The sequence below is a fragment of the Pedobacter sandarakinus genome, from assembly GCF_026240095.1.
GTDB classification, from domain to species: Bacteria; Bacteroidota; Bacteroidia; order Sphingobacteriales; family Sphingobacteriaceae; genus Pedobacter; species Pedobacter sandarakinus.
The window spans coordinates 585,067-601,642 of record NZ_JAPIVG010000001.1; the positions used below are offsets into that span (position 1 = coordinate 585,067).

The following is a 16,576-nucleotide window of genomic DNA, read 5'->3' on the forward strand; positions in this document are numbered from 1 at the left end:
GAAATTTTTACTTTGTTATTTCTTTGGATTGCCTTTACCATCACGATCTATAGCCGGACGTTTTGCCCGATTGGCTAATTCCCATGCGGTGAAGTAGGTTAGCTTTGCTCTTTTGGTTAGCAGTGGGAAGTTGATTTTGCTTACTTCGTCTCCTGGCCTGTGGTAATCTTGCTCTAACATTCCATCATAATAGAAAATAATTGGAATGCCTAATTTTGCAAAATTATAATGATCTGAACGGTAATAAATGCGATTTGTATCGTTCGGATCATCGTATTTATAATCTAGTTTCATTTTAGTATAAGTAGCGTTCACCTGTTCGCTTAGCATCCCTAGGTCACCACTTAGCATATTAGAACCTATCGAATAAATATAATTAGCCGAATCTGGTGTATTCAGGTACTCTTCTCCTGTACGGCCGATCATATCAGTATTTAAATCTGCTATTGTATTTTCCACAGGAAAAACCGGATGTTGTGAGTACCAATCAGAACCCCATAAACCTTTTTCTTCCCCAACAACTGTCATGAAAAGAATGCTGCGTTTAGGGCCTTTACCCGCCTTTTTAGCATCAGTAAATGCTTTAGCCATTAGCAATACACCTGTTGTACCCGAGCCATCATCATCAGCACCATTGTTAATCTTGTCCGGTCCTTCAACGTCTGGAGTAATACCAATATGGTCGTAGTGTCCTGTAAGGATCAATACTTCTTTTTTCAAAACAGGGTCGCTACCTTCTAAATAACCTAAAACATTCTCACCACGTACAGCCGTACCTTTTTTCATGGCACTTGCCGAGATGGCAACGTTAAGCATTTGCGAAGCTGGTTTCATGGTTTGCGTAACTTTCTGCTGGAAAGCTTCAACGGAAGTATTTGCACTTTTCAAAATTTCGTTTGCTGTAGCAGTCGAAATACTGATCAGCGTAAACGGCGTTTGTTTCTCCATACGCTCTACAACCTCCGCAGTTCTCATCACTACCTGTCCAGCTTCATAGCTAGCCTTACGCTCAGGAGATATATTATCAACTGTAGGATCTATTAAGATGACAGCCTTGGCTTTATTTTGTGTTAAATAACCGATCTTCTTTGCTCGGGCCATCATAGCAGCACGCCTGTCGGTTTTGTCTGTTGCTTTTGCAGTAGGATCCCCTAAAGCAAAAATCATCACTACTTTTCCTTCAACATTTAACCCATCATACTCATTGAAGCCATCTTTATTCATGCCATAACCAGCAAATACGATATCATCAGCGCTGAATGTAAAACCTTGCAACCCTACTGCACTACTGGTAACTAAATAGTCTTTATAAGCCTGTTTCGGCTGACCATTAATTGTTAACATGCTCTCACTAATAGCGTAATTTGCCAAATCAATTTTCTGGAAGTATCCGCCATCTACAGGGCCTTTCAATCCTAAAGATTTAAAATAATCTCTGATATAATCTGCTGCCATCCATGCGCCCTTTTTTCCTGTTTCTCGACCTTCGTATGCATCAGATGCAAGTATCGAAAGGTGTTTGTAAGCATTATCTGGGTTAATGGCTTTACTAAATTTAACCGCATCTGGATTAGATTTAAGCGGTTTAACTTGAGCCCAGCAACTTGCGGTGAGCAGGGATGCTAAACTAATGGATAAAAATTTTCTGTTCATTGTATGGATAATAGTTAGTTTAAGTCTGCTTTTAACACGAAATTTTATCCACCCGGCTTTGGTGGCGACCGCCTTCAAACTCGGTATTTAAAAAGGTGGTTACGATTTCTTTAGCTTGCTCTTCTGAAACAAATCTGGCCGGGATACATAAAACATTAGCATTGTTATGTTTTCTTACCAACGATGCAACTTCATTCTCCCAACATAAACCTGCCCTGATACCAGCATGCTTGTTAGCAGTTATGGCTACACCATTTGCAGACCCACAAAGGAGGATTCCAAATGTGCAGGTGCCATTTTCTACAGCGGCAGCCAATGGATGCGCAAAATCGGGATAGTCGACAGAGTCTAGCGAATGTGTACCGAAGTCTTTCACCGTGTATTCAGATAAAAAATCTTTTAGTAATTCTTTATATGCATATCCAGCATGGTCGGCGCCAATAGCGATGGTGATCGTGTTCTCAGACATGTTCAAATTTATATAGAATTCTAAACTCTGTGCGTAATGTTTTTGTTAGTTAGCATAGAAAGCCTTTTCTGCTTTCTTTTTCTTTTTCTCAATATATGCAGAAACGAAAATACTTAACTCATATAGTAAGAAAAGTGGTGTAGCCACAATTAGCATGGTCATGATATCTGGCGTTGGAGTAACTATGGCAGCAATAATTAAGATAATAACTGCCGCATACCTTCTACTCGATCGCATCAATTTAGGTGTCATTAAGCCTAATTTAGATAAGATAAAAATGATGATAGGTAATTCGAAAATGATACCTGTTCCAAGTGTTAATGTTGCTACAGAAGATAAGTAAGAATCTACCGTGAAAGTATTTTTTATCTCTTCACTCACCGTATAACCTGTTAAAAAGTTAACAGATAGCGGACAAACTACAAAATAACCAAAAAGGATTCCGATGATAAAAAGTACTGATGCAAAAAATACGAAGCCACTTGCAGATTTGCGTTCATTTTCATGTAAGGCTGGCTTAATAAAGCGCCAAATCTCCCATAATAAATATGGAAAGCCTACCACAATACCACACATCACACAAACATTTAACTGTAGGTTAAACTGTCCGGCCATCTCGGTATTAATAATTTCACCATTAATCTTGGTGATACACATATCTTTTCCTAGAGATGGAAACTGTTCTACCAATTTACACATCATCCTGTAGGTCCAGAAATCAGGCTTTTTTGGTCCGAATATTATTTTATCTAAAATTTCTTCATTGAAATAAAAGGCAATGCCCGTAAAAACGGCAATGGCAATTACAGCTCTGATTAAATGTTTACGCAGTACATCAAGGTGATCAAAGAAAGACATTTCTGCCTCTAAGGTTGTACTTTTTTGTCCGATTGCTGTGGTAAGGGAAGTCTTTTTAGTGTCGCTCATGTTGAAAACAAAAATACCATTCTAAATGAATAGAATGGTATCTACGTGTTAAATATAGAAATAGTTTATGTTATTATCAGAAAACAGACAAAAATCAATGTTGCCTATTTTGCAACTTTAATGAAACTTAACTGTGTTAAGCTTGCAGCATTATTGTAGCTATATTGATAAACGCCATCTTCCCCAGTGACAATGAGCGATTTAGGACCAGCGATAACATCAAAACTTTTTACATTGCTGATATGCTGAAGCATGTTATTGCCAATTTTATTTTTATCTGCGATGGAAAAACTTTTCAAACCGAAACTGCCCTCACATAAGAAAAGGTGATCGCCGCTAATACTTAAACCATGTGGATTTTGCATGGCAAACACAGCTACTTGCTTTGGTTTGGCAGGATCTTCAATATCCAAGACTTCCAATTGGTTAACCGCCTGTCTGCAAAAGTTACCTGTTCGCAGGGTTACATAAGCATAGCGCCCTTCTACTACCACCGGGTCGCAAGCGAAAACATGGCTATAGGTGGATAGCTTTACCGGATTAGCAGGATCTGCAGCATTAAAAATGTGCATTCCGTTATTGGTTCCAATAAACAACTTATTCTCATAAGGAAAAATGGTTTCCACACCCCAACCTAAATTAATGGTTTTAATAAATGATGGATTGGCAGCTGACTTTACATCAAACAAGCTTAAATCTGACATGCCAACGGTATAGAGATAGTCGTTAAGCAATGTAAACCGGGCCATCGAACCACCTTGACCAGAAGAACCGCCTTGAGATGAAGAACTGTAACTACTTACTGATGCATCCTCATACATGACTCCTTTTCTATATTGTTGCTTTTTAACGATTGTATCTTTCTTTATGTACAGATACTTTTCCATACTGGGCAGGTACATTTGCCTGAAAACATCCTTTACTCGTTTAACCTGTACAATATTCTGCATGTTTGATAAATCGAAGGCTAAAAGATCTACAAAGCTATCGGCATATAAGATATTGTTTCTGATAGCCAAATCTACATTGCCCGGAACTTGCAGGAATGCAGCATTTACCGGCGCACTCGGGTTACCATTATTGTAGATATGGATTCCTTCTCCAGGCTCATTGATAAATAGGTAATTATTATAAATGTAGATTTTCCCCGATGCTTTTGCTGCAATAGGCTTTGTTACACCAACTGGCAAAGCACGCATCTGTTCAAGCGTGATCGGTTTGTAAATGGTTATTTTCTCATAGTCATCTTTCTCACAGCTGGTAAAAAAGGTAATTGACAACAAAAGTAAAAGTACGTTAAATAGATTTTTATTCATGGTTAGGTTTTTTGCTTTCAAAACGATCGTTACAAGCAAAACGCTACAAGATAGTGAATTATATTTTCCAGGGGGAAAACATCGATGAATGATCGCTGCGGAATTTTAAATCAAAATTTGCCAAAAAAAAAGCTACCCAAAATGTGGATAGCTTTTAATTATGAGCATAAGAGATTACCCTTCGGCAAACTCGAATGTTTCCATAAATTTCGTGGTGAAGTTCCCAGCCCTAAAGTTCGGATCTTTCATCAACTGTAAATGGAAAGGAATAGTTGTTTTCACGCCTTCTATTACAAATTCTCCCAAAGCACGCTCCATGGTGCAAATGGCCTCTTCGCGGGTTTGCGCAACACAAATTAGCTTTGCAATCATCGAATCGTAGTTTGAAGGAATCGAATATCCTGCGTAAACATGCGTATCTACACGTACACCATGACCACCCGGAGAATGGAAATTGGTAATTTTACCTGGCGATGGACGGAAATTATTTGCTGGATCTTCTGCATTGATACGGCACTCAATCGCGTGCATGTCTGGGAAATAATTTTTTCCTGATATCGGAATTCCTGCAGCAACTTTAATTTGTTCTTTGATTAAATCGAAATTAATTACCTCTTCCGTTACCGGGTGCTCTACCTGAATTCTGGTGTTCATTTCCATGAAATAAAAGTTGCGGTGTTTATCAACCAAGAATTCGATAGTACCAGCACCTTCATAATTTACAGCTTGCGCACCTTTAATTGCGGCCTCGCCCATTCTAACACGAAGTTCCTCAGTCATAAATGGCGACGGAGATTCCTCTACCAATTTCTGGTGGCGACGTTGAATAGAACAATCACGCTCTGATAGATGGCAAGCTTTGCCAAACTGATCGCCAATAATTTGAATTTCAATGTGGCGAGGATCTTCGATATATTTTTCTAAATATAAACCATCGTTACCGAAAGCGGCACCAGATTCCTGGCGGGCACTGTCCCATGCGTTTTCAAAATCTTCATCTTTCCAAACTACACGCATACCACGGCCACCACCGCCAGCAGTAGCTTTCAAGATTACCGGATACCCCATTTCATTGGCAATACCAATACCTTCCTTAACGCTGGTAAGTAAGCCCTCTGAACCCGGAATAGTAGGTACACCTGCTATTTTCATGGTTTCTTTTGCTGAGGCTTTATCGCCCATTCCATTGATTTGCTCTGGTGTAGCGCCGATAAACTTGATGTTATATTCGCGGCAAATATTAGAAAACTTGGCATTTTCAGACAAGAAACCATATCCCGGGTGTATCGCATCGGCATTCGTTAATTCTGCAGCCGATATAATATTAGGGATATTTAAATAAGAGTCTTTACTTGGAGGAGGGCCAATACAAACAGCCTCATCAGCAAAACGTACGTGCAAACTTTCGCGATCTGCGGTAGAATAAACTGCAACAGTTTTGATGCCCATTTCCTTACAGGTACGTATAATTCGCAAAGCGATTTCGCCCCTGTTGGCAATTAGTATTTTTTTAAACATAATTTTTCCTTTTCGTCTCTATTTCAAAATAGTATTATGCAACCTTTGCTGCATTATTTAAAAAAGAAGACCCTGAGGCTAATTCAGGGCGACGGACATGTTTTATAATTAAATTGGTTCTACTAAAAATAACGGTTGATCGTACTCTACCGGAGATGCATTATCTACCAAAATTTTAACGATGCGACCAGATACTTCACTTTCGATTTCGTTAAAAAGTTTCATCGCTTCGATGATACATACCACTTTACCTGTGCTAATTTCATCGCCAACGTTTACAAATACTGGCTTATCAGGACTTGATGAACGGTAGAAAGTACCAATCATTGGAGACTTAACAGTAATGTATTTAGAAGTATCTTCTGCGGCAGGTACAGCTGGTGTAGCGGCAACTGGTGCAGTAGGAGCCGTGGCCACTGGTGCTGCTGCCTGCACAAGAGGTGCTTGTGGTACGGTGGCATGCACAACGGTTGGTGCCTGGTTTGTTTTAATCGTAATCTTGAAGTTTTCTTGCTCTATAGCAACTTCGTTTACTCCAGAACGAGAAACAAATTTAATCAGTTCCTGTATTTGTTTGATATCCATTTTTTAATCCTTGTTATGTAAAAAATAGTGTATAATGAATTAACTAAGTTATACTTTTTTTGTTTTAAATGATAAAGTAAATAGTGGCGTTGAAACGGGTGTATCCAAATCGTTAAGTGCGGATTTTCACTCGACTACCATATTACTCTTGAGTATCGTAAGCCCATTTCAGGTATATCGAACCCCAGGTAAAGCCTCCACCAAAAGCAGCAAGCACAATATTGTCTCCTTTTTTCAATTTGCCTTCCCATTCCCATAAACACAGTGGAATAGTTCCGTTGGTTGTATTTCCGTAGCGCTCAATGTTGATCATTACCTTATCGGTTGTAACACCCATCCGGTTCGCCGTAGCATCAATGATACGCTTATTGGCCTGGTGTGGCACTAACCATGCAACATCATCGGCAGTTAAGCCATTACGTTCCATAATTTCTGCAGCTACATCTGCCATATTAGTAACTGCAAATTTAAACACCGTGGGCCCTTCTTGATGAGCAAAATGTTCCCTGGCGTCGATGGTTTCATGCGTTGCAGGCTTAACAGAACCACCTGCCTTCATACCCAAGAAATCTCTTCCAGAGCCATCAGTTCTTAAAATAGAATCTTGAATTCCAAAACCTTCTTCATTTGGCTCTAACAATGCGCATCCGCAACCATCGCCAAAAATAATACAAGTTGTACGGTCTTCATAATTGATAATAGATGACATTTTATCGCCACCAACTACCAACACTTTTTTATGTCTGCCAGATTCGATGAAAGATGCACCGGTAGAAAGGCCAAAAATAAAACCTGAACATGCCGCCTGCAAATCCCAACCCCAGGCATTTGTTGCGCCAATTTTATCAGCTAAAACATTAGCTGTGGCCGGAAAGGTAAAATCTGGTGTGGTGGTACAAAAAATGATAAGTTCGATTTCTTTAGCATCGATACCTCTTTTTTTAAGGAGACCATTTACAGCATGCACCGCCATATCTGATGTACCTAAACCCTCGCCTTTTAAAACTCTACGCTCTTTAATTCCTGTTCTGCTTGTAATCCACTCATCAGAAGTATCTACAATGGTTTCTAACTCTGCATTAGTTAGCACATAGTCGGGAACGTAACCATTTACTGCTGTAATAGCAGCGTGAATTTTACTCATTTTAAAATTATTTAAATGCCATTCTAATTTTCTCTACTAACCCAGTGGTGATCATCTCTCTTGATTGAAGAACCATATTTTTAACGGCTAAAGGACTGGAAATTCCATGTCCGATAACCACAGGAGCATTCACGCCAAGCACCGGGCTACCGCCATACTGCTCGTAATTGAAACGGTCGAAAAATTCATCCTTAAATCCCTTTTTAATTGTTAATACGTAAAACGACTCTGCCAGTTTAAGCATTACGTTTCCAGTAAAACCATCACAAACAATTACATCGGCCTTGTCGTTAAATAAATCTCTACCTTCTACATTTCCAACGAAGTTAAAGAGCGCTGTTTCTTTCATTAAAGGGAACGTAGCCATACTAAGCATATTGCCTTTTTCATCTTCTTCACCAATATTCATTAAAGCCACTTTAGGGCTATTTACATGCAGTAAATTTTCTGCATACAAACTGCCCAGTACGCCAAATTGCAATAAAATATCGGGTTTGCAGTCGGCATTGGCGCCAACATCTAAGAGAAGGCCAGTACCGCCTTTAATTTTTGGAAGAATTGTACACAAACAAGGGCGGATAATGCCCGGAATGGTTTTAACGCTAAAAACAGCGCCAACCAACATAGCGCCAGAATTACCTGCACTCGCAAAGGCATCAATTTTACCTTCTTTTAAAAGGTTAAATCCAACGGCTATGCTCGAATTTGGTTTCTGAACTATTGCTTTTGTGGGATGTTCGCCCATACCAATAACTTCATCAGTATGAACGTATTCAAAATGATCCGGATTAAAGCCTTCTTCTGCAAGAATGGGTTTAATCTGTTCGGTATCGCCGATAAGCACCAAGTGCTCTCCGGGGTTTAGCGATTGATGAGCAGCTATTGCTCCCAAAACAATTGCTTTGGGAGCATAGTCTCCGCCCATTATGTCGAGGCCTATTTTCATAGAAAAAATCTGTTTGTGTTAAGATTAGGTTCAATCCTAAAATTTTCAGTTGACTAAGGTATGACTAAAGCCGCTGAAAACACAAACAATTTTTTAAGAAAATTACCCAATCTGAGTATTTTCGATAACCAGTTTGCCGTTGTAGTATAAGTTACCATCAACGTTGTAAGCACGGTGAGGTACGTGGATAGCACCTGTTGCCGAGCATGTTGCTAAAGAAGGCGTCACTGCTTTATAGTGTGTTCTTCTTTTATTTTTTCTCTGTTTCGAGATTTTCCGTTTTGGATGTGCCATTGGTGTATAATCTAATTATTTTTTTAACTTATTTAGTGCTTCCCAACGCGGGTCGCTTGTTTGTTCGTTTTCTTCTGCCTGCTTGTTGATAGAGAGTTGCGCTAACCTTTCAATCATTTCCTGATTGCAATCTTTATCTGCCTGCTCGCAGTTTTTGATATAGGGTACCGCTACATTAATCATTTCGTACAAAGGTGCAGAGATATCAATCTCGCTATCTTTGCGACTTAACGTAATGATTTCATCATCATCGCTCTCCAGTTCATCTTCCGCAAATTTTACAATTTGTCTTTCGTAGAGGTTTACCGGGTATGCAAATTCCGACAAGCATTTATCACAATCTAAATTTACAGTGCCTATTACCTTGAATTTTAAAAGTAACATGGTCTCTTGTTTATCAAGCTCCAGGCCTACCTTTAAATTTCCGCTTTTTATTAATGAGTACTCAAACGCATTAAAAAACCGGTCATCAAGCTCATAATCAAAGTGATGAACTCCCAATTTTAATCCGGTAAACGGTATAGAAAATTGTTTTAATGGCTTCAAAGTACTGTAAAATTTTAGCCTGCAAATGTAGGGATAATTAATTAGATAAAAAATGTTTTTTAAAATTTGTTAAGTGTCAAAAAAGAAATGGCAACTTGAAATGAGGTATGTTTTAGCTTTTTAAAATCATTTCTTTGTTGTTGCGGCTCCACTCGCTCCAAGAACCAACATAAAGTTTAGGAATGGGCAAGCCAGCGTAATCCATCGCTAATAGTGTGTGGCAGGCCGTAATGCCAGAACCGCAATGTACAATCACATTTTGGGGCGCAACGTTATCTAAGATTGCTTGATATTTTTCTTTAAGTACCTCAGGTGATAAAAACCGGCCCTTAGCATCAAGATTATCGGTAAATGGAACATTAATAGCACCAGGAATATGCCCTGCAATGGTGTCTATCGGCTCTGTTAACCCAGCAAAACGATTAGCATCACGCACATCGATAACCAGATAATTTTCAGTTTTAGCTACCTGTTCTACTTCTTCAATACTTGATAAGGGCAAGTTCCAAGCTGTCACTTCATACCGATTAACCGTTTTGGGAATTTCCACTTTGTTGGTTGTTGGAAAGCCAGCTTCAATAGCTGCTTGGAAACCGCCATCGATCACCTGAACCTTCTGATGACCGATAGATTTAAGCATCCACCATAAACGGGCGGCTGCATTTCCCCCGTTCTTATCATCGTAAACAATTACATGACTTTCTTTGGTAATGCCAAGCATTTGTAATACAGATGAAAATTGTTCGAAACTAGGGAGTGGATGGCGCCCACCCTTTGCAAAATCGCCAACATTGGCCAAGTCTTGGTTTACATCGGCAAACAAGGCTCCTGCAAGGTGTTGCTCATCGTAGCGGGCTTTAGCACCTGCGCTGGCATCAATAATTACGATTTCCTCATCTTGATTTAACCAGGTTAATTCTTCAGGTTTTATAATGGATGATAATTTGTTTTTCATAACTGTTTCTTTGGTGCTAAAAGTGTTAATATTATGCCTGCAACCAATGTCGGAAAATAAGGCGTAAAAGCATATTCTCCAAGTTTGATTGTTGTAGGATTAAGTTTGCCCTGGTACGAAAATAGTGAAGCACCGTAAAAAGCCATTACTATGCTTAAATAAGCAATACATTTTTGATATGGCGCATTTCAATTGGACTTCCTGGTTAAGTTGTAAATACCAAGCACAGGCCCAACGGCCAAAACTAAATAAAGATACTGGGAATTTATCTCTTTTGATAATATGTTTACAACCTGGATACTTACAATTGTTACGGCAAAGCCGATGCAGTTGACGAGTGTAAGTGAAGTTCCCCGTAATGCTTCGGGTGCATTTTTAGCAATTAAAGATGAAAATAAAGGCGAATCTGCCGTGCTGGATAAACCCCAGGTAAAAAGAAAAATAACTAAGGCATACACCGAATTGCTAAACAAAAAAACAGGTGAGAACAGACAGCATAACCCCGATATAGCAAGGGCAACCATAGCAATTGGCTTGGCGCCGATTTTTTGAGATAACAAGCCACCCAACATGCAAGATATCCCGCCCGAACCTATCACTAGGAAAGAGAATAATGGAATATTTAATGATGCTGATGGATGCATCTGGTTATAATGTAAGAGCATAGCCGGCAAGAAAGCCCAAAAGGTATACAATTCCCACATGTGACCGAAATAGCCAATTGCGGCCGACCTAAAACCTATATTTTCGAAGCCACTTAAACAAGATTTGAAATTAAATTTTTGCCCTGGCTTCCTAAATGGTCCATCTGGCACAAAAAGAAAAATGCTACACGCACCTATTACCGACAAAGCGGAAGTACTGAAAATAACAAATCTCCATGGTATGTTGGTGGTAAAGGTTTTTAGAAGGTGCGGAAATGCGGTACCCAACACCAAAGCACCCACCAAAAATCCAAGTGATTTACCTAACCCATCTTTAAAATAATCGGATGCGATTTTCATCCCGACAGGATAAATCCCGGCAAGCATTAGGCCGGTTAAGAACCGAAAAAGTAATACTAACCGCACATCTTGTAATGCATAGCAAAGGGCCAGGTTGAATAGCGCCGCAGCCAAACCACAAACGAAAAAAACTTTCGATGGCGAAAAAAAATCGGAAATGGTAAAGATGGCGAACACAAGTGTGCCGGTGATAAAACCAAATTGAACCATACTGGTTAAATTGGCCAAAAGATTGATTTCGGAGGGAAAATTTTTTAAGATATCGGGTAAAACTGCGTTGCCTGCAAACCATAATGAGGTGCATAAAAATTGCGACAGTACGATTACTGGGAGGATTTTGCTGTTACCGTTCATTTTTTCTTGATGCACAAGTTTAACCAAAATAAACCTGATAGCAGTAGAAATATTTTTGATGTTTCTAGCGCTAAAAAACGAACTGCCATTTCCTGGTGGCCATTACGAAAATGGTAAGGATGGCCAAGCTAAAAATATTGGAACGCATAGCAGGACTTTCGGAACCGATGGAATGCAGGCCTTGCTTTTCAAATAATTTAATTAAAAAAACATTCACAATGGAGTTTAGTGTTTTGGCCGCTCTGCAAAACTCGTGTTAGCCGCGACTATTATTCGAAAAAAAATTCATGCAGGGTAACCTATTGGTTGGAATTTTAGATTGTGATTACTTGATTATGGTAATGCTTCCAGAAATTATTTGAGCCTGATCTAGCCTTATTGTATAGTAATAAACACCTGGTGGACAATGAACGCCATTATACGCTCCACCCCATGCTACTTGATAGCCTACAGATTGAAAAACTTTTAAGCCATATCGATTAAAAACCGACACATTGCAACCTGGAAAAGATTTAAGATCGTCGATTTCCCAGAAATCATTTATTCCATCTCCATTTGGAGTAAAGCTGCTGGGTGGTTTAACGGTTATTACCACTATGACATCTGCTATAATAACGTTTGAAGTTACCATATTGGTTGTAAGGCATGCTTGGGTGGATGTAAGTTGGCAATAAATTTCGTCGCCTTGTTTTAAATTTGATGTTTTAAAGACATTGCTATTTTCTCCAGATCTAACTCCATTAATGTACCACTGATATGATGGTGTTGTACCTCCGTTAACTGCTGAGGCAATAAATTCGACTGTGGAAGTACTGTATATTTTGGTTTGGCCAGTGGAAATTACAACTGCTGGAGTTAAAATGGGATTAATTTCGACCTTAATTTCATTACTGGATGCAGTTGTTGAGGCTTGGCAATACTGTGCATTGCTTATTACTGTACAACTTATTAAATCGCCGTTTTGTAGCCTTTCTGTCTCGTAAAAAGCATCAGATCCTGGTTGAACAACGTTGTTTACTTTCCACGAAAATGTAGGGCTATCTCCGGCATTGCTAACCATTGCATCGAACCTTACTTTTGAACCAGAACAGGTACTACCCTCAGCAGTTTTGATAACTATCGTTGGAACTTCAGTTACCGGCATGTTTAATATAATTCTGTTGCTGAAAACCTCCCTATTGGTTGCGCATAACTCGGAACTGGTTAGTGTGCAGCTTACCACATCCTGTGCAGTGAGTGCTTTTGGCATATAGGTGCTTGCATGCTCGCCGATAACATCGATATTGTTAACTTTCCATTGTAAACCAGGCATCGAACCGCCATTTTCTATTGTGGCAGTAAAAGTTGGCTGATAGGCAGCACAAACTACCGACTTGTTAGCTGCGATGGATATTTTCGGAATAACATTATCTTTTATTTCGATGGCGTTCGATATGGCTACACAGCCATCTGTGGTGGTAACTTTTGCTGTGTAAGTACCGGCTTTTAAAGTGGTGTAGGTACCGGTATAAATATTTGAAAATTTTATCACTCTTCCGTTAAGAAAATCTGTTACGTATAGGTTGTTATAGCCATCCATGTAAATTCCCGCAGGCTGAATCTGGTTTGGACTGTTTCCGGGACCGTTTCCGCCGGCTATTGTTACTCCTGAAGTTGAGCCGTTGGTAAATTTTTGTACAGCATAGCCTGTGTAGTCTGAGACATAGATGTTTTTACTGCCATCTACGTACACGCCAAGGGGGTTACCGCTTGTTCTGGCGACGGTGATGCCTGTAGATGCGCCTGGGGCCCATTTCTGAACACGATAGTTATCGGTATCGCAGATGTATAGATTATTATCTTCATCAACAAAGAGACCAGTGGGCGCAGCCAACTGATTGGCACTGCCACCGTATCCATTCCCTCCAGCAACCACGATTCCTGGAGCTAAAGCGTTAACAAACTTTACCACTCTTTGGCCATTTTGCTCTGAAACGTATAGGTTCCCTTGTTTATCGAAACATATTCCCGTAGGTGTAGATAATGAAGTAGCGATAGTGATGCCCGCCGTTGCACCGGGGGCCCATTTCTGTACACGAGCGTTATTCTGATCTACTACATACAGATTTCCGGCACCATCAACAGTAACTGCTGTAGGTCTATTAAATTGGTTTTGCCCACTTCCTGTGCCATTTCCCCCTGCAATGGTAATCCCACTCGTGGCACCAGGCGCCCATTTCTGCACCCTATTATTTGCCATATCAGGAATATAGAGATTACCCTCCCGATCTACAAACAGCCTATTCGGGTTATACAATTGGTTTGCCGCATTTCCAGTACCATTGCCCCCGGCAACGATTTGCCCGTTATTTTGTTTGGCATTTGTTTGATCGAAAACAGAAACTCCATTTAGAAGCCATGAAATAGAGGCAACAGGACTGCTACTTACTATGGAAAGCTCACTGCCTACGCAGGTACCCCCAGTCATGGTCACATCGCAACTTCTTTTTCCGAAATCGGAGCCATAAAGCCCGGCAACATGCACCTTAGGATGAGCAGGCAAAACCGCTGCGGTTTTTGCCGTAACTACATTTAGCAAGGATACAACTAATGCAAAAAATAAAAAGTAGCTGTTGCGTAAGTTATTTTTCAATGGAGAGCGATGTTTAACTGCAAAATTAAACTGGATGTAAATGGATTTAATTCAGATATCTAATATAAATTTTTATTTTTTTAAAATAGCAGGGATCTTTTGTTTCGCAGCGTTGAAGTGTTTAATTCACCCCCTTAAGAAGCATCGTCTTTAATATCAAATTGCGTTTCTACAACCTTGCCGCCACTGCGAAGTTGGTTGCTAAGCATTTCTTCCTGCTCACGACGATTTTTTACAATATGAATGGCAGAAAATAACGCTTCGGTAAAGGATGTAGAATCGGCTAGATCTTTACCGGCAATGTCGTAACCAGTGCCATGGTCTGGAGAGGTACGTACAAAGTTTAAGCCTGCAGTGTAATTTACACCATTATGGAAAGCTAAGGTTTTGAAAGGGATTAAACCCTGGTCGTGGTACATTGCCAACACGGCATCAAACTGTTTGTAGCTACCATTTCCAAAAAAACCATCTGCCGGATAAGGACCGAAAACCATCAAACCTTTATCATAAGCTTCTTTAATGGCAGGTATAATAATTTCTGCTTCTTCATTGCCTAATAAACCATTGTCACTGGCATGGGGATTTAATCCTAAAACGGCAATTTTTGGTTTTTCGATCCAGAAATCTTTCTTAAGGCTTTCATTTATTAGCTTCAATTTACCAAGGATTTTATCTTTGGTGATTGAGGCAGGAACATCTTTAACAGGAATATGGCCGGTAACTACACCTACCCGTAAATTCTCGCTAATCAAAAACATCAATACATCTTTGCTGCCACTTTGTTCTTGCAGATACTCGGTATGTCCAGGAAAGGCAAACGTTTCTGACTGGATGTTGTGCTTATTAATTGGAGCAGTAACCAGTGCATCAATATCGCCTGCAACTAAATCAGCAGTTGCTTTCTCTAATGATAGAAGGGCATATTTACCACCGGTGGCGGTAACTTGACCCAATTCAATTTTCACATCCTCCTCCCAGCAATTAATCATATTTGCCCGTTTCAGCTGCGCTTGGTTTGCGTGGGTAATTACATTGAAACTAAAATCGCCCAAATTATTGGCTTTTCGATGAAAGGAAGAAACTTTTGTATGACCATAAACAATTGGCGTACAGTAATTTAAGATAGCTGGATTGGATAATGTTTTGATGATTACTTCTAAACCTATGCCGTTTACGTCGCCTATACTGATGCCAATTTTAAGTTTATTGCTCATAATTACTGAAAAATTTTAGCGCAAATTACTGATTTTAGCTTAAACCCCTTTAAAAAAAATGAAACCACAGGGAAGGCTAAGTTATTTGCAAAGAAATATTAAGCCTATCTTTGCGATCAAATCGCCAAAATGTTAACACGGTTTGCAGTTAACGTTTGGTAAAATTTTAAGGTATGAGTTTAGTAAAAGCGAAGAAACATTTAGGCCAGCATTTTTTAACCGATAAAGGCATTGCTAACCGGATTGTAGAAAGTTTGGTTAATACCGACAAATACAATCAGGTTTTGGAAGTGGGCCCCGGCATGGGAATACTTTCTGATTTTTTGCTACAACGCGAAGATTTACAAACTTACCTGATTGATATTGATACTGAATCTTTCCATTTTCTACATGAGAAATACCCGCAACTTGGCGAAAGGTTGATTAATGGCGATTTTTTGAAACTGGATTTTGATGCGATTTTCCCCAATCAGTTCGCCATTATTGGCAATTTCCCTTACAACATTTCCTCACAGATCTTATTTAAGATTTTAGATAACAGACAAAAAGTAGTAGAAATGGTGGGCATGTTCCAGAAAGAAGTTGCGCAACGCTGTGCTGCGCCTGCGGGAAACAAAGAGTATGGAATTTTAAGCGTCTTTTTGCAGGCCTATTACAAGATAGAATACCTGTTTACCGTAAAACCGGGAACATTTAATCCACCACCAAAAGTAAATTCGGCTGTTATTCGTTTAACCAGGAATGATACCGATACACTTAATTGCGACGAAAAATTGTTCTGGCGGGTGGTTAAGGCAGGTTTTAATCAAAGGAGAAAAACACTACGTAATGCAGTTTCTGCCGTAATGCCTAAAGATAAAATGGACAACCATATCTTTTTTGAAAACCGAGCTGAACAACTTACGGTTGAAGATTTTGTAGCCTTAACCCAACATGTTACTAAATTGATGGCTGGTTAGCTTTCTACGAACTGCGCTTAACTTTTATGAACCTTTAACGACCATAATTGTTGTTACTTC

At 39.6% G+C, this 16,576-nt stretch carries 16 protein-coding genes; 2 read left to right on the top strand and 14 right to left on the bottom strand.

The window, feature by feature from the left end; translation table 11 throughout:
* Positions 1 to 15 precede the first annotated feature (15 nt).
* The 12 genes from OQ268_RS02375 to OQ268_RS02430 all read right to left on the bottom strand — a co-directional run bounded on the left by OQ268_RS02375 (position 16) and on the right by OQ268_RS02430 (position 11,726).
* Positions 16 to 1,653, bottom strand: a complete 1,638-nt coding sequence (locus tag OQ268_RS02375; protein WP_265854458.1) for a M28 family peptidase — start codon at positions 1,651 to 1,653, stop codon at positions 16 to 18.
* Between the two features lie 31 nt (positions 1,654 to 1,684).
* Entirely contained in the window at positions 1,685 to 2,122 is a 438-nt protein-coding gene (gene rpiB / locus OQ268_RS02380; RefSeq protein WP_265854459.1) for a ribose 5-phosphate isomerase B, read from the bottom strand.
* 45 nt (positions 2,123 to 2,167) lie between these two features.
* Positions 2,168 to 3,049, bottom strand: coding sequence for a twin-arginine translocase subunit TatC (gene tatC, locus OQ268_RS02385; RefSeq protein WP_265854460.1), 882 nt, complete (start codon positions 3,047 to 3,049; stop codon positions 2,168 to 2,170).
* Positions 3,050 to 3,153: 104 nt separating this feature from the next.
* On the bottom strand, positions 3,154 to 4,365 hold the full coding sequence (locus tag OQ268_RS02390; protein WP_265854461.1) for an LVIVD repeat-containing protein: 1,212 nt from the start codon (positions 4,363 to 4,365) through the stop codon (positions 3,154 to 3,156).
* Positions 4,366 to 4,539: 174 nt separating this feature from the next.
* Positions 4,540 to 5,883 (bottom strand): acetyl-CoA carboxylase biotin carboxylase subunit, encoded by a 1,344-nt coding sequence (gene accC, locus OQ268_RS02395; protein ID WP_265854462.1) that lies wholly within the window; start codon positions 5,881 to 5,883, stop codon positions 4,540 to 4,542.
* 108 nt (positions 5,884 to 5,991) lie between these two features.
* Positions 5,992 to 6,468, bottom strand: coding sequence for an acetyl-CoA carboxylase biotin carboxyl carrier protein (accB, locus tag OQ268_RS02400; RefSeq protein ID WP_265854463.1), 477 nt, complete (start codon positions 6,466 to 6,468; stop codon positions 5,992 to 5,994).
* A gap of 142 nt (positions 6,469 to 6,610) precedes the next feature.
* Positions 6,611 to 7,612, bottom strand: a complete 1,002-nt coding sequence (locus tag OQ268_RS02405) for a beta-ketoacyl-ACP synthase III (protein WP_265854464.1) — start codon at positions 7,610 to 7,612, stop codon at positions 6,611 to 6,613.
* A 7-nt stretch (positions 7,613 to 7,619) separates the two neighbouring features.
* Positions 7,620 to 8,558 carry a phosphate acyltransferase PlsX gene (gene plsX, locus OQ268_RS02410; protein WP_265854465.1) on the bottom strand — a complete coding sequence of 313 codons (939 nt, stop codon included), beginning with the start codon at positions 8,556 to 8,558 and terminating at the stop codon, positions 7,620 to 7,622.
* 102 nt (positions 8,559 to 8,660) lie between these two features.
* Entirely contained in the window at positions 8,661 to 8,852 is a 192-nt protein-coding gene (gene rpmF / locus OQ268_RS02415; protein ID WP_025143959.1) for a 50S ribosomal protein L32, read from the bottom strand.
* Positions 8,853 to 8,867: 15 nt separating this feature from the next.
* A complete protein-coding gene (locus OQ268_RS02420; RefSeq protein WP_265854466.1) occupies positions 8,868 to 9,398 on the bottom strand; it encodes a YceD family protein in 531 nt (176 codons plus the stop codon).
* Between the two features lie 112 nt (positions 9,399 to 9,510).
* A complete protein-coding gene (locus tag OQ268_RS02425) occupies positions 9,511 to 10,353 on the bottom strand; it encodes a sulfurtransferase (RefSeq protein WP_265854467.1) in 843 nt (280 codons plus the stop codon).
* A 188-nt stretch (positions 10,354 to 10,541) separates the two neighbouring features.
* The gene (locus tag OQ268_RS02430; RefSeq protein WP_265854468.1) at positions 10,542 to 11,726 is read right to left on the bottom strand and encodes an MFS transporter; all 1,185 of its coding nucleotides are present in this window, start codon (positions 11,724 to 11,726) and stop codon (positions 10,542 to 10,544) included.
* A 43-nt stretch (positions 11,727 to 11,769) separates the two neighbouring features.
* Between OQ268_RS02430 and OQ268_RS02435 the strand changes: the two genes are divergently transcribed.
* On the top strand, positions 11,770 to 11,907 hold the full coding sequence (locus tag OQ268_RS02435; protein ID WP_265854469.1) for a hypothetical protein: 138 nt from the start codon (positions 11,770 to 11,772) through the stop codon (positions 11,905 to 11,907).
* A 129-nt stretch (positions 11,908 to 12,036) separates the two neighbouring features.
* Here the strand turns inward: OQ268_RS02435 and OQ268_RS02440 are convergent, their stop codons facing one another.
* Together OQ268_RS02440 and pdxA are read right to left on the bottom strand one after the other, a co-directional pair.
* Positions 12,037 to 14,343 carry a T9SS type B sorting domain-containing protein gene (locus OQ268_RS02440; RefSeq protein WP_265854470.1) on the bottom strand — a complete coding sequence of 769 codons (2,307 nt, stop codon included), beginning with the start codon at positions 14,341 to 14,343 and terminating at the stop codon, positions 12,037 to 12,039.
* A 134-nt stretch (positions 14,344 to 14,477) separates the two neighbouring features.
* Positions 14,478 to 15,557, bottom strand: coding sequence for a 4-hydroxythreonine-4-phosphate dehydrogenase PdxA (pdxA, locus tag OQ268_RS02445; protein ID WP_265854471.1), 1,080 nt, complete (start codon positions 15,555 to 15,557; stop codon positions 14,478 to 14,480).
* Positions 15,558 to 15,730: 173 nt separating this feature from the next.
* Between pdxA and rsmA the strand changes: the two genes are divergently transcribed.
* On the top strand, positions 15,731 to 16,516 hold the full coding sequence (gene rsmA / locus OQ268_RS02450; RefSeq protein WP_265854472.1) for a 16S rRNA (adenine(1518)-N(6)/adenine(1519)-N(6))-dimethyltransferase RsmA: 786 nt from the start codon (positions 15,731 to 15,733) through the stop codon (positions 16,514 to 16,516).
* Positions 16,517 to 16,576 lie beyond the last annotated feature (60 nt).